Source organism: Micromonospora kangleipakensis, from assembly GCF_004217615.1.
In the GTDB taxonomy this organism is placed as follows: domain Bacteria; phylum Actinomycetota; class Actinomycetes; order Mycobacteriales; family Micromonosporaceae; genus Micromonospora; species Micromonospora kangleipakensis.
The window spans coordinates 2676403-2701690 of record NZ_SHLD01000001.1 but is presented as its reverse complement, the minus strand read 5'-3'; the positions used below and the strand labels follow the sequence as shown (position 1 = coordinate 2701690).

Below are 25288 nucleotides of genomic sequence, written 5' to 3'. Positions count from 1 at the left end.
CCCCGACGGGCCGACGACCAGGAAGACCAGTCGGGGCGCGGGAAAGGTTCGCGCCCGTTACATGATCGTTACCGGGGCGACGGTGGGGGTCAGTCCCGGGGTCGGTCGCGGTCCTTGGAGGGCTGCACCCGCTTGGGCTCGCCGGGCATCTTCGGGTGGTCCGGCGGGTAGGGCAGGTCGCCCTGGCCGGCGGCGGCGTCCCGCTCGGCCCACTCCAGCAGCGGGGTGATGTCCCACGGGGCGTCGTCGATGCCGGAGTGCGGGTCGCCCCGCTCGGCGAGCCGGGCCGGCACGCTCCCCAGGTGGAAGTCGTCCGGGTCGACCTCGGGCAGCTCGTCCCAGTCGACCGGGGTGGAGACGGTGGCCCGGGCGTTGGCCCGCAGCGAGTACGCGCAGGCGATCGTCCGGTCCCGGGCCATCTGGTTGAAGTCCACGAAGACCCGGCTGCCCCGCTGCTCCTTCCACCAGGCGGTGGTGATCAGCTCCGGGCGGCGGCGTTCCAGCTCGCGGGCCAGCGCGATGGTGGCCCGGCGCACCTCGGTGAACGTCCACCGCGGATGGATCCGCAGGTAGACGTGGACGCCCCGGCCGCCGGAGGTCTTCGGCCAGCCGGTGGCGCCCAGCTCGTCCAGCAGCGCGCGCAGCTCACCGGCGGCCGTCACCGCGTCGGCGAAGTCGGTGCCGGGCTGCGGGTCGAGGTCGATCCGCAGCTCGTCGGGGCGGTCAACGTCGGCGGCGCGCACCGGCCACGGGTGGAACACCACGGTGCCCATCTGCGCGGCCCACGCGACGTGCGCGAGGTCCGCCGGGCAGAGCTCCGCAGCCGTCCGGCCGCTGGGGAAGCTGATCTCCGCGGTCCGCACCCACGGCGGTACGCCCCGGGCCGGCACCCGCTTCTGGAAGAACATCTCCCCCTCGATGCCCTCCGGGAAGCGCTGGAGCGTCGTCGGGCGGTCCCGCAGGGCCCGCATGATCCCGTCGCCGACCGAGAGGTAGTAGCCGAAGACGTCCGCCTTGGTGAACCCGCGCTGCGGGAAGATCACCCGGTCCGGGCTGCTCAGCCGTACGGTGTGCCCGGCCACCTCGATCTCCGCGGCCGCTGCCTTGGTGCCACCCATTGCGCGACCATATGCGATGGCACCGACGCCCGGCGTACCGTTGACCGGTGAGTCTTGACAAGAGCGAACTGCCCCGTACCGAGGAAGAGTGGCGGGTCCGGCTGAGCCCCGAGGAGTTCCACGTGCTCCGCGAGGCCGGCACCGAGCGGCCGTGGACCGGCGAGTACGTCGAAACCAAGGCCCCCGGCGTCTACCACTGCCGGGCCTGCGGCCTGGAGCTGTTCCGCAGCGACGCCAAGTTCGACTCGCACTGCGGCTGGCCGAGCTTCGACGACGCCATCCCCGGCGCGGTGAAGGAGATCCCGGACCGCAGCCTCGGCATGCTCCGTACGGAGATCCGCTGCGCCCGGTGCGACAGCCACCTGGGGCACGTCTTCGAGGGCGAGGGTTTCACCCCGAAGGACACCCGGCACTGCGTGAACTCGCTCTCCATCCGGCTGGAGCCCGACCAGGGCTGACCGGGCCGGCCGGCGTCGTTCCGGCGGCGCCGCCGGCCGGTCAGAGCAGCAGCCGACTGCCCTGGTTGTCCACCTGGTCGGCGGACTCGTCGTCGAGCCAGACGCCCCCGGTGGCGAGGTAGCGGAAGCGGTACTCCCCTGGGCCGAGCCGGACGGTCACCGTCCGGGTGCCGTCGCGGCGGGTCACCAGCTCGTGCCGCCCGGGCTGCCAGTCGTTGAAGCAGCCGACGACGCTCACCGTGCCGGGTGGGGTGTCCCGCGGCAGGCAGAAGGTGACCCGGGTCTGGTTGCCGAAGAGCTTGTTGCGCTTGATCACATGGTCCTCCGGGGTTCGAGGCTGTCACCAGGCCTAACGCGCGACACGCCGGGAGCGACTCGCCGTCGAGCGGGATCAGGTTCGCCGGTTTCGGTTGCCCGGATGTGTCCGGTGCTCGACGCTGGTGTGACATGTCCGTATCGGGGGGTTTTGGAATGGCTACCTGCGAGGTCTGCGGTAACGACTACTGGATGGCGTTCGAGGTGCGCACGGTGAGCGGGGACGTGCACAGCTTCGACTGCTTCGAGTGCGCGATCCACAAGATGGCGCCGATCTGCGAGCACTGCCAGATCAAGATCGTCGGTCACGGCGTCGAGGTCTCCGGCCGCTTCTTCTGCTGCGCGCACTGCGCCCGGGCCGAGGAGGGCGCCGAGGGCGCCGAGATCCGCGACGCGGTCGGCGCCCGCCCCGCCTGAGCGACGGGTCCGGCCCGACCGGGTCGCCCGGCCGTGGTCCCCTCCCACAGCCGGGCAGTTGCCCGACGAGCGATATACCTGAGAGTCATAAATAAATATGCCTCTCAGGTATATCGCTCCCAGCAGTGTTGTCTTCCGCGGGAGCGATGGCCTGCCGATACCGCTCACCAGGGGCGGGAGCCGCCACCCCCGAGAGGCTTCCCCCGTGAGGGCCTACCATCGCGGGATGCCGTCGCAGCTCCTTGAGGTCCGGGTCGCCGCCTTCGCCGACCTGGACGCCCGCACCTTCCACGACCTGCTCCGGCTGCGCATCGACGTCTTCGTGGTGGAGCAGGCGTGCCCGTACCCGGAACTGGACGGCCGGGACGTCGAGCCGGGCACCCGGCACCTGTGGCTGACCCGGGACGGCGACGTCGTGGCGTACCTGCGGATCCTGGCCGACCCGGGCGGCGTGGCGCGGATGGGCCGGGTCGTGGTGGCGCCCGGGGTCCGCGGCGGCGGCCTGGCCGGCCGACTGATGACCGAGGCGCTGGCCCTGGTGGGCGACCGGCCGTGCGTGCTGGAGGCGCAGACGCACCTGGTCGGCTTCTACGCCGGGCACGGCTTCACCGTCAGCGGCGCCGACTATGTCGAGGACGGCATTCCGCACACGCCGATGCGCCGCGACGGCTGACCCCACGCCGCCGTCGTGGCCCGCCGCGACCGGGCGGAGTAACGCCCACGGCATTGATTACGCTGAGCCCTCCAGTGAGATCATTCGGAGGGACTCAACTGTGAAATTGACGGGGATCCGCTGGAACCGCCGGACGGCTGGCATCACGGCCGCGATGGTCGCCACCGCCGTGGCCGGCACGGCGAGCCTGGCCGCTGCCGGCTACGGCGAGGACCTCGCCGTGTGGGGCGCCGGGGACGGACCGGTCGCCGCGGCGCTGCACACGGTGGCCTTCCCGGCCGCGAACGGACGCGAGGTGACGATCCCGAGGCGGGACACCGAGCGGTTCGCCATGGTCGGCGTTACCTGGACGGACCCCCAGGTCGACTTCAAGGGCACGATCGACGTCCGCACCCACGCGGTGGACGGCAAGTGGTCCGGCTGGCGGCCGCTGGAACTCGACAACCACTTCGGTCCGGAGCCCGGCGCCGAGAAGACCGCCGGCAAGGCGCGCGGCAGCACGGACCCGCTCTGGGTCGGTCTCTCCGACGGGGTCGAGGTGCGGGCCACGGCCGCCGCCGGCGGCACCAGCGACCGGCTCCCCGCCGGGCTGCGCCTGGAGTTGGTCGACCCGGGCCAGACGAAGCGCCGCAAGGCGGGCGCCGCCGGCGTCGGGCAGCTCCGGCCGGAGCGCCTCCAGCCGGTCGCCGAGGTGCGGGCGCTCGAGCCCACCCCGACCGACCCGGCCCCCACCGAGACCGCGCCGACCGACCCGGCCGATCCCCCGACCACCACCGCGCCGGCCGAGACCACAGCCCCGGCGCCGACCGAGACCACCGCCCCGCCGGCGACGACCACCGCGCCCGCGCCGACCACCACGTCGGCCCCGGCGCCCACCACCGCCGCGCCCACCGTGGCGCCCACCGCCACCGCCCCGGCGAACCCGGTCCCGACGCCGAAGGTGGTCACCCGCGCCGAGTGGAAGGCCGACGAGTCGATCGTCACCGAACCGCCGACGTACGGGGCCACGGTGAAGGCGTTCTTCGTGCACCACACCGCCGGCACCAACGACTACAGCTGCGCCGACTCCGCGGCCATCGTCCGCGGCATCGAGGTCTACCACGTCAAGAGCAACGGCTGGAACGACATCGGCTACAACTTCCTGGTCGACAAGTGCGGCGTGGTCTTCGAGGGTCGCAAGGGCGGCATCGACAAGCCGGTGACCGGGGCGCACACGTACGGCTTCAACACCGACAACGCCGCGATCGCCGTGCTCGGCACCTACATCAGCACCGGCATCCCCACCGTGGTGCAGGACGCCGTCGCGCACGTCGCCGCGTACAAGCTCGGCCAGTACGGCAACGACCCGCTCGGCAAGGTCACCCTGACCTCCGGCGTGGACGGCAAGTACGACCTCGGCGAGCAGGTGGTCTTCAACCGGATCTCCGGACACCGCGACGCGGTGGCCACCGAGTGCCCCGGCGACGCGCTCTACGGCCAGCTCTCGGTCCTCCGCAACAAGGCCGCCAGCGTCTACGGCCTGACCCTGACCGGGCTGACCGGCACGAAGAACGGCACCACGTACTACACCGGGACCACGACCACCGCCTCCTGGGCGGTGAGCACGCCGAGCGCGCTGATCTCCCGCTTCGAGGTGCTGGTCGACGGCGCGGTCGTGGCGACCACGGCCGGCACGGCCCGTTCGGCGGCGCTCACGCTGGCCCAGGGCACGCACACCGTCCAGGTACGCGGCGTGCACCGGCTCGGCCGGACCGCGGCGACCCCCGCGCAGACCATCGTCGCGGACACCACCGCGCCGACCTTTCCGCAGGGGCCCACGCTCTCCCTGCGTACCGGCGGGGTGAGCAGCACCGTCGTGCCGGTGACGCTGAACTGGCGCTCGGCCGACAACGTGGCCGTCCGGTCCGTCGCGCTGACCGCCCCGACGACCGGCACCTTCGCGGCGAGCGGCGCGTACGGCACCACCACCAAGCCGGGCGTCACCACCACCTGGTCGATGCGGGCCCAGGACTGGTCCGGCAACACCGCCACCTCCTCGGCAAGCTGGACGCCGGTCTTCATCCCGGAATCCAAGGCCACCCGCACGGGCACCTGGGGCACCTACACGAGCAGCAACTACCTGGGTGGCTCGGCGCTGACGGCGACGGCCGGCGGGGCGTCGCTGAGCTGGGTCTTCACCGGCCGCTCGGTCTCCTTCGTGGCCACCAAGACGTCGACCTCGGGGCAGGCGCACATCTACGTCGACGGCGTGAAGGTCAGCACGGTCGACCTGTACTCCAGCACCGTCAAGTTCCGCCAGGTGGTCTGGGCGAAGAGTTGGACCGGTAGTGGCCGACACACCGTGAAGATCGTGGTGGCCGGAACCTCGGGTCGCCCACGGATCATCACGGACGGCCTCGTCTACGTCCGCTGACGCAACGGCGACGGGCCCCGGAGGAGATTCCTCCGGGGCCCGTTGCGCTGATCGGCCGGGTCAGACCAGGCAGGTGACGATGTCGGCGATCGAGCGGCGCCGGCCGGTGTAGAAGGGGATCTCCTCCCGGACGTGCCGCCGCGCGCCGGAGGCCCGCAGGTCGCGCATCAGGTCGACCATCCGGTGCAGCTCGTCGGCCTCGAAGGCGAGCATCCACTCGTAGTCGCCCAAGGCGAACGAGGCGACCGTGTTGGCCCGCACGTCCGGGTAGCCGCGGGCCAGCCGGCCGTGCTCGGCGAGCATCTCCCGCCGCTCGGCGTCCGGCAGCAGGTACCACTCGTAGGAGCGGACGAACGGGTAGACGCAGAGGTAGGCCCGGGGCTCCTCGTTGGCGAGGAACGCCGGGATGTGGCTCTTGTTGAACTCCGCCGGCCGGTGCAGCGCCATCTGCGACCAGACCGGGGTGAGCGCCCGACCCAGCGTGGTACGCCGGAACCGCAGGTAGGCGTCCTGCAGCGCGTCGCTGGACGAGGAGTGCCACCAGATCATCAGGTCGGCGTCGGCGCGCAGGCCGGCGACGTCGTACGTGCCGCGGACCGTCACGTCCTTGCCGGCCAGCTCCTCGAAGAGGGCCTCGACCTCGTCGATGACGTTCTCGCGCAGCGACGGGAGCGGGCTGGTCGCCCGGTACACCGACCACATCGTGTAGCGGACGGTGGCGTTCAGCTCCTTGAGCCGGGCCGCGTTGGTCTGCTCGGTCATGAACCCGATCCTCCCAGGGCAGTGATGATCTCCTCGGCCGCGGTCTCGCCGGAGCGGACGCAGACCGGGATGCCGACGCCGTCGTAGCCGGCGCCGGCCAGGACCAGCGTGGGGTGGGCGGCGCGCAGCGCCGTCCGGGCCGCGGCCACCCGGTCGAGGTGGCCGGGGGCGTACTGCGGCAGGGCCCCGCCCCACCGCTGCACGTGGCTGGCGACCGGGGTGGGCAGCGGGGTGCCCAGCACCTTGGACAGCTCCCGGTGCACGGTGGCGACCAGGTCGTCGTCGGTCAGCTGCAGCGACGTCTCGTCGCCGTACCGGCCGACCGAGGCGCGGACCAGGGCGAGCCCGTCGGCCCGGCGCAGGTGCCCCCACTTGGTGGTGAAGAAGGTGGACGCCTTGATCAGCAGCCCCTCGGTGGCCGGCACCAGGAACCCGGAGAGCTCGGGCAGCTCCGGCTCGGGCAGGGCCATGGTGACCAGTGCGACGCTGGCGTAGTCGAGCCCGCCGACGGCCGTGGCCACCTCGGGCGCCGGGCCGGCGAGCAGCCGGGCGGCCGGGCGGGCCGGCACCGCGAGCACCACCGCGTCGGCCTCGACCAGCTCCGGGTCCCGGGTGGGGCCGATGACCAGCCGCCAGCCGGTCGCCGTCGGGTGCAGCTCGCGCACCGCCGCGTCCCGCCGGACGGTCGCGCCGCTGGCGGTCGCCGCCGCCTCGACCAGGGTGCTCAGCCCGCCGGCCAGGGTGCCGAAGACCGGCGCGCCGGGGGCGCGCGGCGCGGCGGCCTGGGCCGCCCGGACCGCGCCGACCAGGGTGTGCTCGACCCGGGCCGCCCGGGCCAGCGCCGGCATGGCGGTGGCCAGGGAGAGGTCGTCGGCCCGGCCGGCGTACACGCCGCCGAGCATCGGGTCGACCAGCCGGTCCACCACCTGGTCGCCGAGGCGGTCGCGGACCAGCGCGCCGACCGCCACGTCCTCGTCCGGCCCGAGCAGCGGCCGGCCGCCGTCGCGGTCGGCGTCCGCTGCGGGCGTCGCCACCGCCGCCACCTTCGCCAGGTCCCCCGGTACGCCGACCAGCGTGCCGCCCGGGACCGGGCGCAGCTCGCCGTCGACGGCGAGGGCGGCCTGCCCGACGGTGGGGTGGACGATCGCGTCGGCCAGCCCGAGCCGGCGGACCAGGCTGACGGCGGCGGACTCCGCGCCGGCCGGGTCGCGCATCAGGAACGACTCCGCGCCGAACTCGACGGCCTGCCCGGCCAGCTCGCCGGTGCGCAGCTTGCCACCGAGGGCGCCGGACTGCTCGTACACCGTGATCTCGGTGCCGGCGGGGGCGCGGTCGCGCAACCGGACGGCGGCGGCCAGCCCGGTGATCCCGCCACCGACGATCGCCACCCGCCACGGTTGCCGCACGGTCATCTCCCCTGCTCGACCGGCCGCGCGGAGAGGTCGTGCACCAGCGCGACCACCCGGGTCAGCACGTCGGGGTCGGTCTCCGGCAGCACGCCGTGGCCGAGGTTGAAGACGTGACCGGGGGCGGCCCGCCCCTGGTCGAGGATCCGCCGCACCTCCGCCTCCACCACCGGCCAGGGGGCGAGCAGCAGGCACGGGTCGAGGTTGCCCTGGACGGCCTTGTCCGGGCCGATCCGGCGGGTCGCGGCGTCGAGCGGGGTACGCCAGTCCACGCCGACCACGTCCGTGCCGGCCTCGCCCATCGCGCCGAGCAGCTCGCCGGTGCCCACCCCGAAGTGGATCCGCGGCACGCCCGCGTCGGCCAGCCCGGAGAGCACCGCCGCCGAGTGCGGCAGCACGTAGCGGCGGTAGTCGGCCTCGGAGAGCGCGCCGGCCCACGAGTCGAAGAGCTGCACCGCGGAGACCCCGGCGTCGACCTGCACCCGGAGGAAGGCGAGGGTCACCTCGGCCAGCCGGCCGCAGAGGGCGTGCCAGAGTTCCGGCTCGCCGTACATCAGGGCCTTGGTCTTGGCGTGGGTCCGCGACGGGCCGCCCTCGACCAGGTAGCTGGCCAGGGTGAACGGGGCGCCGGCGAACCCGATCAGCGGGGTGTCGCCCAGCTCCGCGACGAGCAGCCGGACCGCCTCGTCCACGTAGGACACGTCGTCGCGGGTGATCGGGCGGATCCGTTCGAGGTCCTCGGCGGTGCGCACCGGCTCGGCCACCACGGGTCCGGTGCCGGCCACGATGTCCAGGTCGACCCCGGCGGCGGCCACCGGGACCACGATGTCGCTGAACAGGATCGCCGCGTCCACCCCGTGCCGGCGGACCGGCTGGAGGGTGATCTCGGCGACCAGCTCGGGGCGGCGGCAGGACTCCAACATCGCCACGTTGGCCCGGATCTCGCGGTACTCCGGCAGCGACCGGCCGGCCTGGCGCATGAACCAGACCGGGGTGTGCGGGACGGGCTCACGGCGGCAGGCCCGGACGAAGGGCGAGTCGGCCGGCCCGCCGCGGCGGGGATCTCCGTCTCGGGCGGCAGCGCCCGTGGTGTCGGTGGTCATCGCGGCAATCGTGCCACGCCCCCGGGGGCGGCCAGCGGGCACCGCCGCCTTTTGTGACGGGGCCCGCGACGCGGGTACGGGCGCACGGACGGTCGCCGCTCCCGCGCTCCGATGATCGTGAACGGGCCCCTCGGCGCGCCGTCCGGACGACCGGGCGGGCGGCGGAATAGGCTGCCGGCATGGCCCCCCCGATCGCGCTCCCGGAAACCTTCGCCCGCGCGGTCGCCGGACTGCGGTCGGTCACCCCCCGGCCGGAGATCGTGCTGGAGGAGGTCGGGGCACCCCAGCGGCTGGCCCCGTACGCGTTCGCGCTCTCCGCCGGGGTGCTGCGCGACGGCGACGAGGTGGCCACCGGGCGGTTGATCCTGCTGCACGACCCGGCCGGGCACGAGGCGTGGCAGGGCACCCTGCGGCTGGTCACCTACGTGACCGCCGAGCTGGAGGTGGATCTCGCCGCCGACCCGCTGCTGCCCGGGGTGGGCTGGACGTGGCTGACCGACGCGCTGGACGCGCAGCACGCCCGGCACCGGGCGATCGGCGGCACGGTCACCCAGACCCTGTCGACCCGGTTCGGGGAGCTGGCCGGGCCGCCCGCGGCCGGCGACATCGAGATCCGCGCGTCCTGGACGCCGCTCGGCGTCGACCTGGGCGCGCACCTGCTCGGCTGGTGCGCCCTGCTGGCCTCGACCGCCGGCCTCCCCCCACCCGGCGTGACGGCCCTCCCCTCCCGCCGCCCCGCCACGACCACCTGACCCCGGCTCTCCCCCTTCCCAGGGTCGATCATGGAGGTGCGGCCCCTCGTTCGTGGCGATCCGCCCCTTTCGGCGGGTGCCACACCGCCATGATCGACCCCCGGGTCGCGGGTCAGAGGTAGTTCTCGGCCTCGTCGCAGACCTTTTCCAGGCCCTTGCTGGCCTTGTCGAAGGCGGCCCGGTTGCCGGCCGACGCCGCCGCCATCGCCTGGGTCAGCTTGTCCAGGCAGGTGGCGATGACCTTCTTCTGCCGGGCCTGCTCGTCCCGGTCGTTCTTGGTGCCGGTCAGGTCCTGCTCGGTGTCGGCCAGCTTGTCCCGCACGGACTGCAGGTCGGTCTTGAGCTTCTCCATCTCCTGCTTGTTGGCCGCGATGGTGCCGTCCCGCTCGCTGACCTGGGCGGAGAGCTTCTTCTCAGTGCGGTTCAGCTCGTTGTTCTTGGTGACGAACAGGCCGGTCATCACGCCGCCGAGGACGAAGAGCAGCCCCGCGACGACGGCGAGGATCAGCGTGGTGCGGCCCTTGCCGGCGCCCCCGGCGGGGGCGCCGTAGGGCGGGACCGAACCGGGCGGGGCGGACATCGGCTGACCGAAGTCCGGACCGGAGACCGGCGGGGCGGACATCGGCGGCGCCGAGAACGGCTGCGGGTACGTCGGGCCCGACACCGGGGCGGAGCCCGGCGCGTACTGGCCGGGCACCGGCGGGGCGGACGCGGGCTGGGCGGGCTGGGCGGGCTGGGCGGGCTGGGGCACGGTCGGGTCCGGCTGGGCCGGGCCGTACCGCTGGGGTGCGGGCTGGCCGGCGCCGTACGGGGTGCCGTAGACGCCGCCGGCCGGCGGCTGCGGCGGGTAGGCCGGCCGGTGGCCCTCCGGCCCGTTGGGTGGCTGGGACATCTCTTCCTCCGGATTGCTGTTCCCCCGTGGGGTGGCCCCGAAGGGCCGGGGTCTGCGGGTCGAGGGCCGACGGCGTCGGCCGCCACAGGTTCGACGGTGCGGGGTGGAGTCAAGGCCGGCCGGCCGGTGGGCCGGGCGGCGGCCGATTCGTTCGGTCGGTCGTTCGGTCAGCAGAGCTTGAAGGTGTCGCAGGCGGTCCTGATCGGCACGGCGAGACCGATTCCCTCGGCGTCCCGGGCCTTGGCGGTGGCGATGCCGACGACCTCCTTCGAGCCGTTGATCACCGGGCCGCCCGAGTTGCCGGGGTTGATCGGCGCGTCGAACTGGATGACCGGACCGGAACCGTCCTCATCCTTACGAAACGCGCTCACCACACCGGTGGTCACGCTGTCCTGCAGGCCCAGCGGGGCGCCGACCACGACGATCTGCTGCCCGGACTTGACCGGCGTGCCGGCGGCGACCAGGCCGGTGAACTTGGCGGTGGTCCGCAGCTGGGCGATGTCCTTGGCCTTGTCGACCTTGACGATGGTGGCCTCGAAGCGCTGGTCGGTCCGCTCCAGGAAGACCTTCCGGCCGCCGCCGTCGAAGACCGACTCCACCACGTGGAAGTTGGTGAGCAGCGTGGTGCCGCCGCCGGCGGGCGGCTTGCCGATCGCGAACGCCGTACCGGTGAACTGGCCGGCCCGGACCCGGAACACGCTGGGCAGCACGGCGCTCGCCACGGCCTCGGGGTTGAACGCCGCGCCAACCTGCTTCTCCAGCCCCTCCGTGCGCTTGTCGAGGCTGTCCAGCCGGGTGCCGTCGGCGCGCTGCGCCTCGGCCAGCCGGCGGTCGCTGGCGGCGAGCCGGTCGTCCAGCCGGTGCAGCTGGTACGCCTGCACCCCGGCGACGAGGGCCAGCACCGCGGCGAGCGCGAGCGCCACCACGGGCAGCCGAGGCCGCCGGTCGGGCCCGGCCGCGGGGACCGGCCAACCGCCCGGCCCACCCGGGTACGCGGGCGCGGAGACCGGCTGCCCACCCGGGTATGCCGGTCCGGAGACCGGCTGCCCACCCAGGTACGCCGCCCCTGAGCCGGCCTGTCCACCCGGGTACGCCGGTCCGGAGACCGGCTGCCCACCCAGGTACGCCGCCCCTGAGCCGGCCTGTCCACCCGGGTACGCCGGTCCGGAGATCGGCTGGCCCACGGGCTGGCCCGGTCCGGCGCTCGGCTGCCCGGGGGACGCGCCCGGAAACGGTGACCCGGCGCGGGACGGCTGCTCCGGCGCCGGCTCGGTGGGCGCCCATCCGCCCGGCCCGCCCGGTGCCCCGGTCGCGGCGGACCCGGGACCGGTCGGAGCGCCCCACTGGCCACTGTTCGGCGGCGCGGACCAGCCGGCCCGGGGGCCGGGAACGCTCGACTGCCCGGGACCCGTCAGTCCGGTCTCGGAGGCGGGCGCGGCCGCCCCGAACCCGGCGGGCGAAGGCAGGCCGGGCTGGGCGCCCGCCGCCGGCTGACCGGGCGCGGAGGCGCCGGGCGGCGAGCCGGAAATGCCGGAGAAGCCGGACGCGGCGGAGTAGCCGGCGACCGGCGGGTTGGCGGACGCCGGCGGGAACGCGGTGGTCGGCGCGCCGGCGGGCGCGGTAGGGAAGCCGGTGGCTGGCTCGCCCGATGGGCCGGCGGGCGCGGGAGGAACGGCGGCGGCCGGGGACGGCGGGCCGGGGACGGCCGCCGGGTAGCCGGGAACGACCGGTCGGTGCGGCTCGAAGCGCGGCGGCAGCGGACCCGGCCGGCCCGTCTCGGGACGTTCCGCGCGGCCACCCTCGGTGGCCTCGTCGGCGCCGTGTCCCGGCGTCCCGTCGCCCGACCCGTACCCAGCCGTCATGATCGCCACGTCCTCCCCGTAGACGCCCTGCCGCGATGCCACCCAGGCCCCTCGGTCCCTCGGCGGCTCGATGGACCGTACCTGCGCGAACGGGGTTTGTCTCCCCCGATGTCCGACACTGCCACGTCGGCGCCACCCGACGCCGTCACGACACCCGGCAGCCATCGCGTCGACACGCACCCGACCGGCTGCGCACACCGGATCCGGTCGCGCACTAGGGTTGTCAGGTGACCGACGAACCACCCCTGCGCCGTCGGCCCGCCGAAAGCCGTACGGGAGAGGCCTCTCAGCACCCGTCACCGGCCGCGCCGGAGCCGGCTGACGCGGGGACCGAACCCACCATCGGCGGGCCCGTACCGCTCACCGCGCCACGCGAGGGCACGCCCGCGCCGGTGGCCACCCCGAGCGAGCTCGACGAGGTCGTGGCCCGCTTCGCCGCGGGCACCGGACCAGTGGCCCTGGACGCCGAGCGCGCCTCGGGATACCGCTACAGCCAGCGGGCCTACCTGGTGCAGCTGCGCCGGGCCGGCTCCGGCACGGCGCTGATCGATCCGCTGCCGCTGCCCGATCTGGCCGCCCTGGACGCGGCGATCGGCGGGGCCGAGTGGGTGCTGCACGCCGCCAGCCAGGACCTGGCCTGCCTGGCCGAGGTGGGGTTGCGGCCCCGACGGCTCTTCGACACCGAACTGGCCGCCCGGCTGGCCGGTTTCGAGCGGGTCGGCCTGGCCGCGCTGACCGAGCAGCTGCTCGGCTACACCCTGGAGAAGCACCACTCGGCGGCGGACTGGTCCAGCCGGCCGTTGCCGGAGTCCTGGCTGACGTACGCGGCGCTGGACGTGGAGATGCTGGTCGACCTGCGGGACGCCCTCGACGAGGAGCTGCAAAAGCAGGGCAAGTCGGCGTGGGCGGCGGAGGAGTTCGCCGCGCTGGTCCGCTCCGGCGCCCGTCCGCCGCGGGTCCGCGCCGAGCCCTGGCGGCGGACCTCCGGCATCCACCGGGTCCGGGGCTCGCGGGCGCAGGCCCGGGTCCGCTCCCTCTGGTACGCCCGGGACCAGATCGCCGCCCGGCGGGACGCCGCCCCGGGCCGGGTGCTGCCCGACTCGGCCATCGTGGCCGCCGCCGAGCTGGACCCGAAGGACGAGAAGACCCTGCTCACCCTCCCCGGCTTCGGCGGCCGGTCGGTGCGCCGGCTCGCCCGTACCTGGCTGGCGGCCCTGGACGACGCCCGCCAGCTGCCGGAGGACGCCCTGCCGGTGGCCCCCACGGTGGAGGGTCCGCCGCCACCGCACCGCTGGGCCGAGCGCGACCCGGTGGCCGCCGGCCGGCTGGCCCGCTGCCGGGAGGTGGTGGTCCGGATCGCCGGTGAGCACAACCTGCCCCCGGAGAACCTGATCGCCCCCGACTCGATCCGCCGGCTGGCCTGGCAGCCCCCGGAGGAGATCAGCGACGACACGGTGGCGGAGACCCTCCGCGGCTTCAACGCCCGCGAATGGCAGATCGCCCTCCTCCTCCCCGCCCTCACCGAGGCCCTCACCATCCCCACCCCCTGACCCCCACCGCCTTGCGCGTTGATCATGAAGTTGTTGTCACGACACGCCGGCGTGAACCGACAACAACTTCATGATCACCGCAGCGCGGGCCGGGCAGCGGGTGTGGGGTGGGCCACACGGGGGGTGGTGTCGGCGTTGGTTACTGGCGAGTAGCATCCGAGGGAAATGCCAGTGCCGGCTAGGAGGCTCAAGTGCCCCGTGAAGTTCGAGATGTCGTCTTCGTCGACGGCGTCCGTACCCCGTTCGGCAAGGCGGGTGGCATGTACGCCAACACCCGCGCCGACGACCTGGTCATCCGCTGCATCCGCGAGCTGCTGCGCCGTAACCCGCAGCTGCCGCCGGAGCGGGTCGAGGAGGTCGCCATCGCCGCCACCACCCAGATCGGCGACCAGGGCCTGACCATCGGCCGCACCGCCGCCCTGCTGGCCGGGCTGCCCAAGACGGTCCCCGGCTTCGCGATCGACCGGATGTGCGCCGGCGCGATGACCGCCGTCACCACCGTCGCCGGCGGCATCGCCATGGGCGCGTACGACATCGCCATCGCCGGCGGCGTCGAGCACATGGGCCGCCACCCGATGGGTGAGGGCGTCGACCCCAACCCGCGGATCATCGCGGAGAAGCTGGTCGACCCGTCCGCCCTGGTCATGGGCGCCACCGCGGAGAACCTGCACGACCTGGTCCCGCACATCACCAAGGAGCGCACCGACGCGTTCGCGCTCGCCTCGCAGCAGAAGACCGCGAAGGCGTACGCCAACGGCAAGCTCCAGGACGACCTGGTGCCGGTCGCCATCCGCGACGAGGAGAACGGCTGGGGCCTGGCCACCGTGGACGAGGCTCCCCGGGACACCTCCCTGGAGAAGCTGGCCACCCTGAAGACCCCGTTCCGCCCGCACGGCAAGGTCACCGCGGGCAACGCGGCCGGCCTGAACGACGGCGCCACGGCCAGCCTGCTCGCCTCCGAGGACGTCGCCCGCGAGCTGGGCCTCCCGATCGCCATGCGGCTGGTGTCGTTCGGCTTCGTCGGCGTCGAGCCGGAGGTGATGGGCGTCGGCCCGATCCCGTCGACCGAGAAGGCGCTGCGCATCGCCGGCCTGACCATCGACGACATCGGCCTGTTCGAGCTGAACGAGGCGTTCGCCGTGCAGGTGCTCGCCTTCCTCGACCACTTCGGCATCGCCGACGACGACCCGCGGGTCAACCCGTGGGGCGGTGCGATCGCCATCGGTCACCCGCTCGCGTCCTCGGGTGTGCGGCTGATGACCCAGCTCGCCCGGCAGTTCGCCGAGCACCCCGAGGTCCGCTACGGCCTCACCGCCATGTGCATCGGCATCGGCATGGGCGGCACGGTCATCTGGGAGAACCCGCACTGGGAGGGTGGAGACAAGTGAGCCTCACCGCACCGAACGAGGTCGTCACCAAGGCGCTGCTGCGCCAGGTGAACGTGCCGGGGCTGGACCGTCCCGCCGCCCTGATCACCCTGGACAACGGCTTCGACCACACCAAGCCGAACACCTTCGGCCCGGCCGGGCTGACCAGCCTGGACGAGGCGATCACCGCCGCCCTGGCGGCGAACCCGGCGTTCATCGCGGTCACCGGCAAGCCGTACATCTTCTGCGTGGGCGCGGACATCGTCGGCCTGCCGGCGCTCGCCGACCGCGCGCAGGCGCTGGAGATCGGCCGGCTCGGCCACCGGGTCTTCGCCCGGCTCAAGGACAGCGAGATCCCGACCTTCGCCTTCGTCAACGGCGCGGCGATGGGCGGCGGCCTGGAGCTGGCCCTGCACTGCCACTACCGGACGCTCTCCGGTGGCGCGGCTGCCCTGGCGCTGCCCGAGGTCTCGCTCGGCCTGGTCCCCGGCTGGGGCGGCACCCAGCTGCTGCCGAACCTGATCGGCATCCCGGCCGCCACCCAGGTGGTCATCCAGAACCCGCTGATGCAGAACAAGATGCTCAAGCCGAAGCAGGCCGCCGAGATGGGCATCGCGGACGTGCTGCTGGAGCCGGCGGACTTCCTGGAACGGTCCCTGGAGTGGGCCGCCGGCGTGGTGCGGGGCGAGGTCACGGTGACCCGGCCCGAGGTCGACAAGGACATGTGGGCGGGCGTGCTGTACTTCGCCCGGCAGACCCTCGACCAGCGGCTGCACGGCGCGGTCCCGGCCGCGTACAAGGCGCTGGACCTGCTGGAGACGGCGAAGGACGCCGACTTCGCCACCGGCACCGCCGCGGAGGACGAGGCCCTGGCGGACCTGGTCTTCTCCGAGGAGCTGCGCAGCGGCCTGTACGCCTTCGACCTGGTGCAGCGGCGGGCCAAGCGGCCGGCCGGCGCGCCGGACAAGGGGCTGGCCCGCCCGGTCACCAAGGTGGGCATCGTCGGCGCCGGCCTGATGGCCAGCCAGCTCGCGCTGCTCTTCGCCCGCCGCCTCCAGGTGCCGGTCGTGATGACCGACCTGGACCAGGCCCGGGTGGACAAGGGCGTCGGTTACGTGCACACCCAGATCGAGAAGGCCGTCAGCAAGGGCCGGATGGACAAGGGCACCGCCGCCAAGCTGTACGGCCTGGTCAGCGGCTCGGTCGACAAGTCCGTCTTCGCCGACGCCGACTTCGTCATCGAGGCCGTCTTCGAGGACCTCGACGTCAAGAAGCAGGTCTGGGCCGAGCTGGAGAAGATCGTCAAGCCGGAGGCGGTGCTGGCGACGAACACCTCGTCGCTGTCGGTCACCGCGATGGCCGCCGAGCTGGAGCACCCGGAGCGGGTGGTCGGCTTCCACTTCTTCAACCCGGTCGCGATGATGCCGCTGCTGGAGATCGTCCGGGGCGAGCGGACCGACGACGCCACGCTGGCCACCGCGTTCGCGGTCGGCAAGCAGCTGAAGAAGTCCTCGGTGCTGGTCAAGGACGCCCCGGCGTTCGTGGTCAACCGGCTGCTCACCCGCTTCCTCGGCACGGTCTTCGCCGCCGTCGACCAGGGCACCCCGCTGGACGTGGCGAACAGCGCGCTGGACCCGCTGGGCCTGCCGATGCGCCCGCTCGCCCTGCTCCAGCTGGTCGGGCCGGCCGTGGCGTACCACGTGGGCGGCACCCTGCACGCCGCGTTCCCGGACCGCTTCGCGGTCAGCGAGAACCTCAAGCGGATCGCCGAGTCCGGCCAGCCGATCGTGGTCGACGACCGGGTCAACGAGGACGTCGCCAAGCTGCTCGTGGTCGGCGACCAGCCGCTCACCGCCGAGCAGGTACGCCAGAACGCGCTCGACGCGCTGGCGCAGGAGATCCGGCTGATGCTCGACGAGGGCGTCGTCGCCGAGGCGCAGGACATCGACCTGTGCATGATCCTCGGCGCCGGCTGGCCGTTCCACCTGGGCGGCGTCACGCCGTACCTGGACCGGACCGGCTCCTCCGAGCGGGTCACCGGCCAGCGGTTCCTGCCGCGCGGGGTCGCCAGCCTGCTGTGACAACTCCAGCTCGGCGCGTCTGACGCCGCGCCGCGACCTGGAGCCGTCAGCCTGACCCACCCCCGCTCCCCCGCGATCGCGGTGGCCGCCCGTCCCTCCGGACGGACCGGCCACCGCGATCGTCATGTCCGGGGGCGGACCTCCCGGCCCGGCGGCGCGCCGAACCGGGCTTCCCGGGCGCGGTGCGGGGGGCCGGGCCTTCCGGGGTGGCGGCCGTCGCTCCGGGCCCGGTACGGCCTGCCTGGTCACGACCCGACGGCGGTTTCGTCACGTTGACGCCGGGCGGACAGCGGCAGGTCGGCCGGCCTGACTAGGATCACCCGTCCCGATCTTTGTCTGGAGCTGACCCATGTCCCAGCCGCCGTCCAATCCCTATCCCGGTTCCTACCCGCCGCCGCAGCAGCCCGGCGGCTACCCGTCGCAGCAGCCCGGCCCGCAGTACGGCGGCGGCTACCCGCCCCAGCAGTCGGACCCCCAGTACGGCGGCGGCTACCCGCCGCAGCAGCCCGGTCCCCAGTACGGCGGCGGCTACCCGCCGCAGCACTCGGACCCGCAGTACGGCGGTGGCTACCCGCCGCAGCAGCCCGGCCCGCAGTACGGCGGCGGCTACCCCGGTGAGCAGCCTGCCTCGCATGCCGGCTCGTACCTGGAGAGCGGCCAGCCGTCCTACGGCGCCCCGGCCGGCCCTCCGCCCAAGAAGTCGAACGTCGGCCGGATCCTGCTGATCACCCTGGCCGTCGTGGTGGTGCTCTGCCTGGGCGGCGGCGCGGTCCTCGTCTTCGCCGCCAAGGACAAGGTCGGCGACGTGGTCGACGCCACCAAGACCCGCCTGGTGGCGCCCGCGACGCTGGCCGGCAAGCCCAAGGTGACGGATCCGCAGCTGACGTCCGCCGCCGAGCAGATGAGCGCGGAGATGAAGAAGGACGTTCCGGACGCCACCAGCACCGTCGGTGCGTTCTACGGCAACCCGGCCAAGAAGGATCTGGTCATGATCGCCGGCGCGTCCGGCGTGCTGGCCGACCCGAAGAAGGAGCTGGAGGACGGCGCCAAGAGCCTCTCCAGCGAGCTGGCGGTGACGACGTTCAGCCCGGTGGACGCCGGCCCGCTGGGCGGTGACGCCAAGTGCGGCGACGGCAAGATCGACGGCAGCCCCGTGGGCGTCTGCATCTGGGCCGACCGCGGCAGCCTCGGCGTGATCATCATGTACTTCAAGTCCGCCGACGACCTGAAGTCCCAGTTCGCCACGATGCGCGGCCAGATCGAGCAGAAGGGCTGACCCGCCCGGACCCGGTGACCGGGCCCCCGCCGCGCAGGTGGCGGGGGCCCGGCGCGTATCCGGGTCAGGCCGAGGCGGTCCGTTCCGCCGCGCTGCGGCAGACGCAGAACTCGTTGCCCTCCGGGTCGGCGAGCACCACCCAGCCCGTGCCGTCCGGGCGGCGGCGGTCGGCGACCAGGGCGGCGCCGAGCCCGAGCAGCCGCTCGACCTCGGCGTCCCGGGTCCGGTCGGCCGGTTGCAGGTCGATATGGAACGCACCCTTGCCGTGCCGCTCCCCGACCTCGACGAAGAGCAGGTCGGGGCCGTGGCCGCCGGGCGCGACCAGGACCGCCTCGGGGTCACCCGGGTGGTCGTCGTCGTGCAGCCGGCGGTCGAGCGCCCCCGCCCACCAGCTGGCCAGGGTGTACGGGTCGTCGGACTCGACGGTGACGCAGTGGATCAACGCACTCACGGTGCTTCCTCCTGGTGTGGAGTGGAGTGCGCCCCGCGGAGGTGGATGTTGTCAGCGGTGACCGGGGCGGGGCGCGGGACTGTTCGTGGTGGACATCGACCGCACCCCCTTTCCGCGTGTCGGGCTGACGCGGCCGATCATGTCACCGCCCGGGCCGGGGGCACAACCCCCTTGCGACGACGCCGGCCCGGCCCCACGACGGGACCGGGCCGGCGTCATCCGGCGGTACGGGTCACGGGCCGACGAACACGGCCTTCGCCCGCCAGTCGGCGCCGTCCACGGCCGGTCCGCTCCGCACGGTGAACGACCCGGTCGGCACGCCACCGGCCCAGTCTGTCGAGGAGAGCTCACCGGTGCTCCGGTTGACCTGGTAGAGGGTGCTCCCGGAGAGGAAGACCCCGCCCGCGTCGGCGAGACCGGTCACCCCCGCGACGGTGAACTTCTCCGCGCCCACCACCCCGCTGTCCGGGCTGAACCAGCGCCAGTAGAGGCCGCCCTGCCCGACGAGGGTGTAGTAGAGCCGGCCGGCGGTGTAGAACATCCCGCTCACGTTCGGGATCTCGGCGTAGAAGTTGGTGGTCACCCCGACGTACGTCTGGCCGGCCGGCCCGGAGTCGGTCTCCACCGCGTCCCAGTACGCGTCGTGGTACGGGTCGACCAGCGTCGGCGCGCCGAAGGTGGCACCGTCGAAGGTACGCCGCCACAGCGCGCCGTTCATGCCGTAGAAGAACGTGCCGCCCACCCAGAAGCCGCCCCGGGCGGTGGACCAGGCGGTGCCGTCCGGGTTGGCCACCGGGCTGGTCGCGCCGACCGTGGTCACCCCGTCGTACGGGCGGACCTCGACCTCGTCGCCGGTGCCCGCCGGCGGCGCCCCGGTCTTGACGATCTCGATGCCGTCGACGAGCGGGTTCTCCACCACGTGCCCGAAGTCGATGTCGACCGAGCCGTCGCTGACGACGGTGAAGGAGCGCATGGTGCCCACGTTGTGCCCGACGGTCCCGGAGAGGTCCAGGTTGTCGAGGACGAGGGCGCCGTCCAGGGAGACGTCGAAGACCCGGGAGCCGGGGTCCGCGGTGCCGTCGTACCGGTTGGCCAGGTAGAGCCGGACCTGGATCTCGGTGCCGGCCGGCACCGGGAACTGCCAGCGCATCTCCGGATCGCCGCCGGAGTCCCAGCGCTCGTCGCTGTAGAGGGCCGCCGGGGTGCCGGCCGGTACGGTGGCGTCGACGCTGCCCACCGCCGCGAACCCGGCGGTGCTGCTGCCGGCGTTGTGGTGCGGGCTCGGGTTGCCGGAGTCGTCGGCCGCCCAGTCCGGCCCGCTGTCGGTCGAGCCGACCAGCGGCCCGCCGGCGTTCACCCGGTAGAGCACGTTCGTCGGCGCCGGGACGCCGGCCCGGTAGACCTTGCCGGGCAGGCTCGCCGTGGTGGTCGGGTGCGGGGCGGCCCCGCCGGTCAGCGGGAAGAACGCGATCCGCTCGCGCCGGTACTGGAAGTTGCCGATCCAGGAGGTGTCGGAGCCGACCCACACGCCGCTCGGCGTCACCAGCATCTCCGTCGCGCCGACGCCGCGCGGGTGCCGGCCGGGGTTCCAGGACAGCGGTAGGCCGCTACGCGGGTCCAGCGCGGCGATGCTGGCCCGGCCCACCGCGCCGGCCTGGGCCGAGTCGCCGCCGAAGCTGTTGTTCAGCCAGCGGATGTGCCCGCCGACGTAGACCGCCTGCTCGCTGATCCCCACCGACAGGAAGGTGTCCCCGCCGGAGTAGTCCGCCCAGGTGGGCTGGAGTTCGGTGCCGGTCGCGCCGGCCTCCCAGCGGGCGGCGGCGTCGCAGAGGGTGCCGGCGTTCGGGGCGCCGGTGGTCACCACCACGAAGTAGCTGCTGTCCGGGGCGTACGCCACGTCCCGCATGTACGAGTCGAAGGCCCACCAGGCGCAGCGCGGGGTGTACCGGCTGGTGTTCCAGTCGGCGATGGTGGCCGCGGTGGCGCCGAGGTCGAGCTTGACGATCTGGTCGTGGACCACCCCGTCGGCCTTCTTGAAGTTGCCGATCACCACGAGCTGCCGGCCGTCCGGGGAGACGGTGAGCTTGCTCGCGCCCACCCCGCCGCTGGCCCCGCTGACCCCGTCGTAGTTGTGGTGCTCGGTGAGGGTGGTGGTCAGGTAGCCGTCCACCGCGCCGGTGCTGGCGTTGAGCGAGGCGAGCCCGTCGCGCGGGTTGGTGTTGCCGGCGGTGGTGAAGATGCCGCCGACCAGGAGCCGGCCGCCGACCAGGGCGGCGTCGTTGACCAGGCCGTTGAAGGCCGGGCCGGCGAAGCTGGTGACCACCGCGCCGGTGGCGACGTTGAGCAGGGCCACCTTGCGCCGGGTGACCCCGTTCACGGTGTTGAACTTGCCGGCGATGAAGACGGTGCCGGCGGTGGGCCCGGCGACCACCGCGTAGACCTCGTTGTCGACGGTCGGGGCGAAGGCGGTGTCCACCGTCCCGGTGGCCTTGTCGAAGGCGAGGACGTAGTTGCGGGTGATGTCCACGTCGGAGCCGCGGTTCTGCGCCCGGGTGAACGTGCCGGCGGCGATGATCTTCGTACCGGCGTCGTAGATGGCGTGGACGGTGCCGTCCATGATGTCCGGCGAGGCGGTGGAGGGGACCTCCTTCACCAGCGTGGTGTGGTCGGGCGCGGCGGTGGCCGGGCCGGCGGCGGTGAGGCCGGCCGCGGTGAGGGCGACCGCGGCGAGCGCCGCGAGAACCCGGCGGGTCAGGGCCGAGGGATGAGTCACTGGCAGCTCCGGTCTGGCATGCGCGGACAGGACCGGCGGACTCCCGGCGCGGCGGGGTGAGGCACCCGTCCGGCCGCCGGGGTACGGCCGGGTGAGGCAAGGCGCACTGCCCACCCTGCGGCACCGGTTCCCCGCCGTCCAGCGCCCGCCGCGTTTTGTATCCGACCCTCGGCGGCGGCCCGCCCGACCACCGAGGAGGCCGGACGGGACAGCCGGACCGCCTGCACGAAAAGGTGACTGTGGATGGTGGTTCGGCGGGGACCGCCGCGCCGTCCGCCGGTCCCGCCGACGCCGAACGGAGGCCCGGTCAGCTCGGGTAGGGGACGTCGACCGACGGCAGGGTGACCGTCACCTCCAGGCCGCCGCCGGGCTGGGCGACCACCGCGACCGCGCCGCCGTGCGCGTCGCAGACCGCGCGGACGATGGAAAGCCCGAGGCCGGAGCCGCGCGCCCCGGTCCGCTCCTGGCCGCCGCGCCGGAACGGCTCGAACAGCCCCGGCACGTCGGCCTGGGCGACCTCGAAGCCGGTGTTCCCCACCACGAGCCAGGAGCGCTGCCCGTCGCTGCCGGTACGCACCCAGATCCGGCCGTGCAGGTGGTTGTAGCGGACCGCGTTCTCGATCAGGTTGCCGGCGAGCCGGTCGAGCAGCCCCGGGTCGCCGACCACCGGCGCCGGGCGCAGCGAGGTCTGCACCCGCAGCCCGATCCGTTCCACCTCGCGGGCGACCGCGGAGAGCGCGTTGGCGGTGCCGACGGCGAGGTCGCACTCGGCGCGGCGGCCCAGCCGGCGGCCGGTCTGGGCCTCGCTGCGGGCCAGCACCAGCAGGGCGTCGACCAGGCCGTTGGCCCGCTCCGAGGCGTCCCGCACCACGGTCGCCATCCGGCGGTACTCGGCGATGTCCGCCTCGTCGTCGCTGAGCGTCACGTCGATCTCGGTCCGCATCACGGCGAGCGGGGTACGCAGCTCGTGCGAGGCGTTGGCGACGAAGCGCTTCTGCGCCTCGAACGCGGCGGCGATCCGGTCCAGCATCGCGTCGAACGTCTTGGCCAGCTCGGCCACCTCGTCGTCCGCCCCGGACCAGCCGATCCGCTGGTCGAGGGTGGCCTCGCCGAGGCGCTGGGCGGTCGCGGTGACCTGGTGCAGCGGGCGCAGCGCCCGGCCGGCCACCGCCCACGCCCCGGCGACCCCGACCACGCTGATCGCCAGCAGCGCCACCAGGCCCTTGATCAGCAACTCCCGCGACGCGGCGTCGACCAGCTCCCGCTGCCACTGCCCGGCGTCGAGGGTGCGGCCGTCGGCGAGCACCACCGTGGTCCCGGGCAGCAGCTCGTCGGTCGGGCGCAGCGCGGCGCGGACCAGCAGCCAGGCGAGCAGCACCAGGATCGCCCCGGCGCCGACCAGCAGCACCCCGTTGAGCAGGGTGAGCCGCAGCCGCAGGGTGGGGCGCACCCGCAACCGGCGGCTCACGGCGCCACCCTCGGTTCGCGACTGCGGGGCTCGCAAACCCGGCTCACTCCTCGCGCTCACGGCGCCACCTCAGTTCGCGACTGCGGGGCTCGCAAACCCGGCTCACTCCTCGCGCTCACGGCGCCACCTCGGCCGTCCGGTAGCCGGCGCCCACCACCGTCTCGATCAGCGGCGGGTCGCCGAGTTTCTTGCGCAGCGTCATCACGGTGACCCGGACGATCGTGGTGAACGGGTCGGTGTTCGCGTCCCAGACCCGTTCCAGCAGCTCCTCGCTGGAGACCACCGCGCCGCGGGCCTTGAGCAGTTCGGCGAGGACGCCGAACTCCTTGTTGGTCAGGTCGACCGGCTCGCCCCTCCGGGTGACCACCCGGCGGGCCGGGTCGAGCACCAGGTCGGCGACCTGCAGCACCGGCGGGGCGGCCGGGGTGGCCCGCCGGCCGAGCGCCTGCACCCGGGCGACCAGCTCGTCGAAGGCGAACGGCTTGGGCAGGTAGTCGTCGGCCCCGAGCTGCAACCCCTCGACCTTGTCGGCGACGGTGCCGCTGGCGGTGAGCATCAGCACCCGGGTCAGCGTGCCGGAGGCGGCCAGGTCCGCGCAGATCCGGTCGCCGTGCACGCCGGGCAGGTCCCGGTCGAGGATCACCACGTCGTACCGGGTGACGAAGGCGGCCTCGTGGCCGGTGCTGCCGTCGTACGCGACGTCCACCGCCATGCCGCGCTTGCGCAGCCCCCGCGCGATCGCGTCGGCGAGGTTGCGCTCGTCCTCCACCACCAGTACCCGCATCCCGGCCTCCTGCCTCGTGACCTCCCGACAACCTAGTGCCGGCCACCAAACCAGCGTCCCTCGCCGTCGTTGCAGAAAACCTTCAGGTACGCGATGCTTCCCGGCGCCCGCCGCCACCCACCCCGGGCGCGGGCGGCCGGCGACGAGCGGACGGAGCTGCCATGACCGGAACGCCTGAGCGGAACGTCGCGTACCGCGGCTTCCGCCTGCCGGCCGACCTCGACCTGGGCGCCGCCGAGGGGGTGGTCGCCGTCCCGGGCGGCCTGGCGATCGGCGCGCCGGTCGGTCGGCTCGACCACACCGACCCGCACACCGGCCGCACCGCCCGGTACGACCGGGCGACCTGGACCTCCCCGGTGGTGTGGACCGGCTTCGCCGCCGACGAGATCGTCCCGTCCTGGACCGGGGACACCCCGGAGGGCGGCTGGCTCCAGGTCGAGCTGCGCGGCTGGGACGGGGGCGAGCCGTCCACCGACTGGTACGTGCTGGGCCGCTGGGCCGCCGACGACACGACGGTCCACCGCAGCTCGGTGCCGGGCCAGCAGGGCGACGACGCCCGGGTCGCGGTCGACACGCTCTGCGCCCGGCGGTCCACGACCGGCTGGCAGGCGCGGGTCACCCTGTTCCGCCGCACCGACGCCGCGGCCGGCCCGGTGCTGCGTACCGTCGGGGCGGTGGCCTCGGCCGAGGAGCGGGACGCGCCCGACCCGCCGGCCGCCACCGCGGCCGCCACCGCGGCCGGCGGCGCCGCCCGGGGGCGGGTGCTGGACGTGCCCCGGTACGCGCAGCGGCTGCACGGCGGCGGGGAGACCCGCTGGGGCGGCGGCGGGGACTCCTGGTGCAGCCCCACCTGCGTCTCGATGGTGCTGGACTTCTGGGGTGCCGGCCCCACCCCGGACCGGTACGCCTGGGTGCGGCCGCCCGGCCCCCGGCCGGTGGTGGTGCACGCGGCCCGGGGATGCTACGACCACGCCTACGCGGGCGCGGGCAACTGGCCGTTCAACACCGCGTACGCGGGGCGGCACGGGGTGGACGCGTTCGTCACCCGGCTGCGGTCGCTCGCCGAGGCGGAGGAGTTCGTCGCCGCCGGCATCCCGCTGGTCGTGTCGGCCGCCTTCCGCGCCGGGGAGGTGCCCGGGCTGGACTACGACACCAAGGGCCACCTGATCGTGCTGGTCGGCTTCACCGCCGACGGCGACCCGGTGCTCAACGACCCGTACGCCGCCGACGACGCCACGGTCCGCCGGACCGTGGCGCGGGACCGGTTCCAGGCCGCCTGGCTCGGCAGCAGCGGCGGCCTGGCGTACGTGATCCGGCCGGCGTCGGTGCCGCTGCCGCCCGCCCCCGCGCAGGCCAACTGGTGAGCC

General features: G+C 74.1%; 21 protein-coding genes. 10 read left to right on the top strand and 11 right to left on the bottom strand.

What is annotated here, in order from left to right:
• Positions 1-89: 89 nt before the first annotated feature.
• Positions 90-1118, bottom strand: a complete 1029-nt coding sequence (gene ligD, locus EV384_RS13075; RefSeq protein ID WP_130333309.1) for a non-homologous end-joining DNA ligase — start codon at positions 1116-1118, stop codon at positions 90-92.
• 47 nt (positions 1119-1165) lie between these two features.
• On the opposite strand from ligD, the gene msrB reads away from it, so the two are divergent.
• Positions 1166-1576 carry a peptide-methionine (R)-S-oxide reductase MsrB gene (gene msrB / locus EV384_RS13070; RefSeq protein ID WP_130333307.1) on the top strand — a complete coding sequence of 137 codons (411 nt, stop codon included), beginning with the start codon at positions 1166-1168 and terminating at the stop codon, positions 1574-1576.
• Between the two features lie 40 nt (positions 1577-1616).
• Here msrB and EV384_RS13065 read toward each other — a convergent pair whose 3' ends face one another.
• The gene (locus EV384_RS13065; protein WP_130333305.1) at positions 1617-1892 is read right to left on the bottom strand and encodes an isoamylase early set domain-containing protein; all 276 of its coding nucleotides are present in this window, start codon (positions 1890-1892) and stop codon (positions 1617-1619) included.
• 155 nt (positions 1893-2047) lie between these two features.
• Here EV384_RS13065 and EV384_RS13060 point away from each other — a divergent pair, with 155 nt between their 5' ends.
• The 3 genes from EV384_RS13060 (at position 2048) to EV384_RS13050 (ending at position 5394) form a co-directional block, all read left to right on the top strand.
• The gene (locus EV384_RS13060) at positions 2048-2308 is read left to right on the top strand and encodes a Prokaryotic metallothionein (protein ID WP_130333303.1); all 261 of its coding nucleotides are present in this window, start codon (positions 2048-2050) and stop codon (positions 2306-2308) included.
• A 226-nt stretch (positions 2309-2534) separates the two neighbouring features.
• On the top strand, positions 2535-2981 hold the full coding sequence (locus EV384_RS13055; RefSeq protein WP_130333301.1) for a GNAT family N-acetyltransferase: 447 nt from the start codon (positions 2535-2537) through the stop codon (positions 2979-2981).
• A 100-nt stretch (positions 2982-3081) separates the two neighbouring features.
• A complete protein-coding gene (locus tag EV384_RS13050; protein WP_130333299.1) occupies positions 3082-5394 on the top strand; it encodes an N-acetylmuramoyl-L-alanine amidase in 2313 nt (770 codons plus the stop codon).
• Positions 5395-5454: 60 nt separating this feature from the next.
• Here the strand turns inward: EV384_RS13050 and hemQ are convergent, their stop codons facing one another.
• From hemQ to hemE, 3 genes are read right to left on the bottom strand one after another with little or no spacing between them, the layout of a single operon-like run.
• Positions 5455-6156, bottom strand: coding sequence for a hydrogen peroxide-dependent heme synthase (hemQ, locus tag EV384_RS13045; protein WP_130333297.1), 702 nt, complete (start codon positions 6154-6156; stop codon positions 5455-5457).
• Positions 6153-7562 carry a protoporphyrinogen oxidase gene (gene hemG / locus EV384_RS13040; RefSeq protein WP_130340497.1) on the bottom strand — a complete coding sequence of 470 codons (1410 nt, stop codon included), beginning with the start codon at positions 7560-7562 and terminating at the stop codon, positions 6153-6155. The genes hemQ and hemG overlap by 4 nt, the downstream gene beginning before the upstream one ends.
• A 2-nt stretch (positions 7563-7564) precedes the next feature.
• Complete coding sequence (gene hemE, locus EV384_RS13035) at positions 7565-8665, bottom strand: uroporphyrinogen decarboxylase (protein WP_130333295.1); 1101 nt, start codon at positions 8663-8665, stop codon at positions 7565-7567.
• Between the two features lie 179 nt (positions 8666-8844).
• Here hemE and EV384_RS13030 point away from each other — a divergent pair, with 179 nt between their 5' ends.
• Entirely contained in the window at positions 8845-9417 is a 573-nt protein-coding gene (locus tag EV384_RS13030; protein WP_130333294.1) for a DUF3000 domain-containing protein, read from the top strand.
• A gap of 112 nt (positions 9418-9529) precedes the next feature.
• Here EV384_RS13030 and EV384_RS13025 read toward each other — a convergent pair whose 3' ends face one another.
• Together EV384_RS13025 and EV384_RS13020 are read right to left on the bottom strand one after the other, a co-directional pair.
• Positions 9530-10309, bottom strand: coding sequence for a hypothetical protein (locus tag EV384_RS13025; RefSeq protein ID WP_130333293.1), 780 nt, complete (start codon positions 10307-10309; stop codon positions 9530-9532).
• Positions 10310-10476: 167 nt separating this feature from the next.
• Positions 10477-11724 carry a S1C family serine protease gene (locus EV384_RS13020; protein ID WP_341273655.1) on the bottom strand — a complete coding sequence of 416 codons (1248 nt, stop codon included), beginning with the start codon at positions 11722-11724 and terminating at the stop codon, positions 10477-10479.
• A 674-nt stretch (positions 11725-12398) separates the two neighbouring features.
• Between EV384_RS13020 and EV384_RS13015 the strand changes: the two genes are divergently transcribed.
• The 4 genes from EV384_RS13015 to EV384_RS13000 all read left to right on the top strand — a co-directional run bounded on the left by EV384_RS13015 (position 12399) and on the right by EV384_RS13000 (position 18445).
• On the top strand, positions 12399-13721 hold the full coding sequence (locus EV384_RS13015) for a ribonuclease D (protein WP_130333292.1): 1323 nt from the start codon (positions 12399-12401) through the stop codon (positions 13719-13721).
• A 191-nt stretch (positions 13722-13912) separates the two neighbouring features.
• Positions 13913-15109, top strand: coding sequence for a thiolase family protein (locus EV384_RS13010; RefSeq protein WP_130333291.1), 1197 nt, complete (start codon positions 13913-13915; stop codon positions 15107-15109).
• Positions 15106-17169, top strand: coding sequence for a 3-hydroxyacyl-CoA dehydrogenase NAD-binding domain-containing protein (locus EV384_RS13005; protein ID WP_130333290.1), 2064 nt, complete (start codon positions 15106-15108; stop codon positions 17167-17169). The genes EV384_RS13010 and EV384_RS13005 overlap by 4 nt, the downstream gene beginning before the upstream one ends.
• 349 nt (positions 17170-17518) lie before the next feature.
• The gene (locus tag EV384_RS13000) at positions 17519-18445 is read left to right on the top strand and encodes a hypothetical protein (RefSeq protein ID WP_130333289.1); all 927 of its coding nucleotides are present in this window, start codon (positions 17519-17521) and stop codon (positions 18443-18445) included.
• 64 nt (positions 18446-18509) lie between these two features.
• Here the strand turns inward: EV384_RS13000 and EV384_RS12995 are convergent, their stop codons facing one another.
• The 4 genes from EV384_RS12995 to EV384_RS12980 form a co-directional block, all read right to left on the bottom strand.
• Positions 18510-18896, bottom strand: coding sequence for a VOC family protein (locus EV384_RS12995; protein ID WP_130333288.1), 387 nt, complete (start codon positions 18894-18896; stop codon positions 18510-18512).
• A gap of 232 nt (positions 18897-19128) precedes the next feature.
• Entirely contained in the window at positions 19129-21669 is a 2541-nt protein-coding gene (locus EV384_RS12990) for a malectin domain-containing carbohydrate-binding protein (protein WP_130333287.1), read from the bottom strand.
• A 307-nt stretch (positions 21670-21976) separates the two neighbouring features.
• Entirely contained in the window at positions 21977-23137 is a 1161-nt protein-coding gene (locus EV384_RS12985; RefSeq protein WP_165439924.1) for a sensor histidine kinase, read from the bottom strand.
• Between the two features lie 115 nt (positions 23138-23252).
• Positions 23253-23921, bottom strand: coding sequence for a response regulator transcription factor (locus EV384_RS12980; RefSeq protein ID WP_130333286.1), 669 nt, complete (start codon positions 23919-23921; stop codon positions 23253-23255).
• A 161-nt stretch (positions 23922-24082) separates the two neighbouring features.
• On the opposite strand from EV384_RS12980, the gene EV384_RS12975 reads away from it, so the two are divergent.
• Positions 24083-25285, top strand: a complete 1203-nt coding sequence (locus EV384_RS12975) for a C39 family peptidase (RefSeq protein WP_242624029.1) — start codon at positions 24083-24085, stop codon at positions 25283-25285.
• Positions 25286-25288: the final 3 nt, after the last annotated feature.

Bases quoted from the DNA above. Each gene is read 5' to 3' on its own strand.
- ligD (WP_130333309.1), bottom strand. From the start codon at position 1,118: ATGGGTGGCACCAAGGCAGCGGCCGCGGAGATCGAGGTGGCCGGGCAC.
- EV384_RS13060 (WP_130333303.1), top strand. From the start codon at position 2,048: ATGGCTACCTGCGAGGTCTGCGGTAACGACTACTGGATGGCGTTCGAG.
- EV384_RS13055 (WP_130333301.1), top strand. From the start codon at position 2,535: ATGCCGTCGCAGCTCCTTGAGGTCCGGGTCGCCGCCTTCGCCGACCTG.
- hemQ (WP_130333297.1), bottom strand. From the start codon at position 6,156: ATGACCGAGCAGACCAACGCGGCCCGGCTCAAGGAGCTGAACGCCACC.
- hemE (WP_130333295.1), bottom strand. From the start codon at position 8,665: ATGACCACCGACACCACGGGCGCTGCCGCCCGAGACGGAGATCCCCGC.
- EV384_RS13030 (WP_130333294.1), top strand. From the start codon at position 8,845: ATGGCCCCCCCGATCGCGCTCCCGGAAACCTTCGCCCGCGCGGTCGCC.
- EV384_RS13025 (WP_130333293.1), bottom strand. From the start codon at position 10,309: ATGTCCCAGCCACCCAACGGGCCGGAGGGCCACCGGCCGGCCTACCCG.
- EV384_RS13000 (WP_130333289.1), top strand. From the start codon at position 17,519: ATGTCCCAGCCGCCGTCCAATCCCTATCCCGGTTCCTACCCGCCGCCG.
- EV384_RS12980 (WP_130333286.1), bottom strand. From the start codon at position 23,921: ATGCGGGTACTGGTGGTGGAGGACGAGCGCAACCTCGCCGACGCGATC.
- EV384_RS12975 (WP_242624029.1), top strand. From the start codon at position 24,083: ATGACCGGAACGCCTGAGCGGAACGTCGCGTACCGCGGCTTCCGCCTG.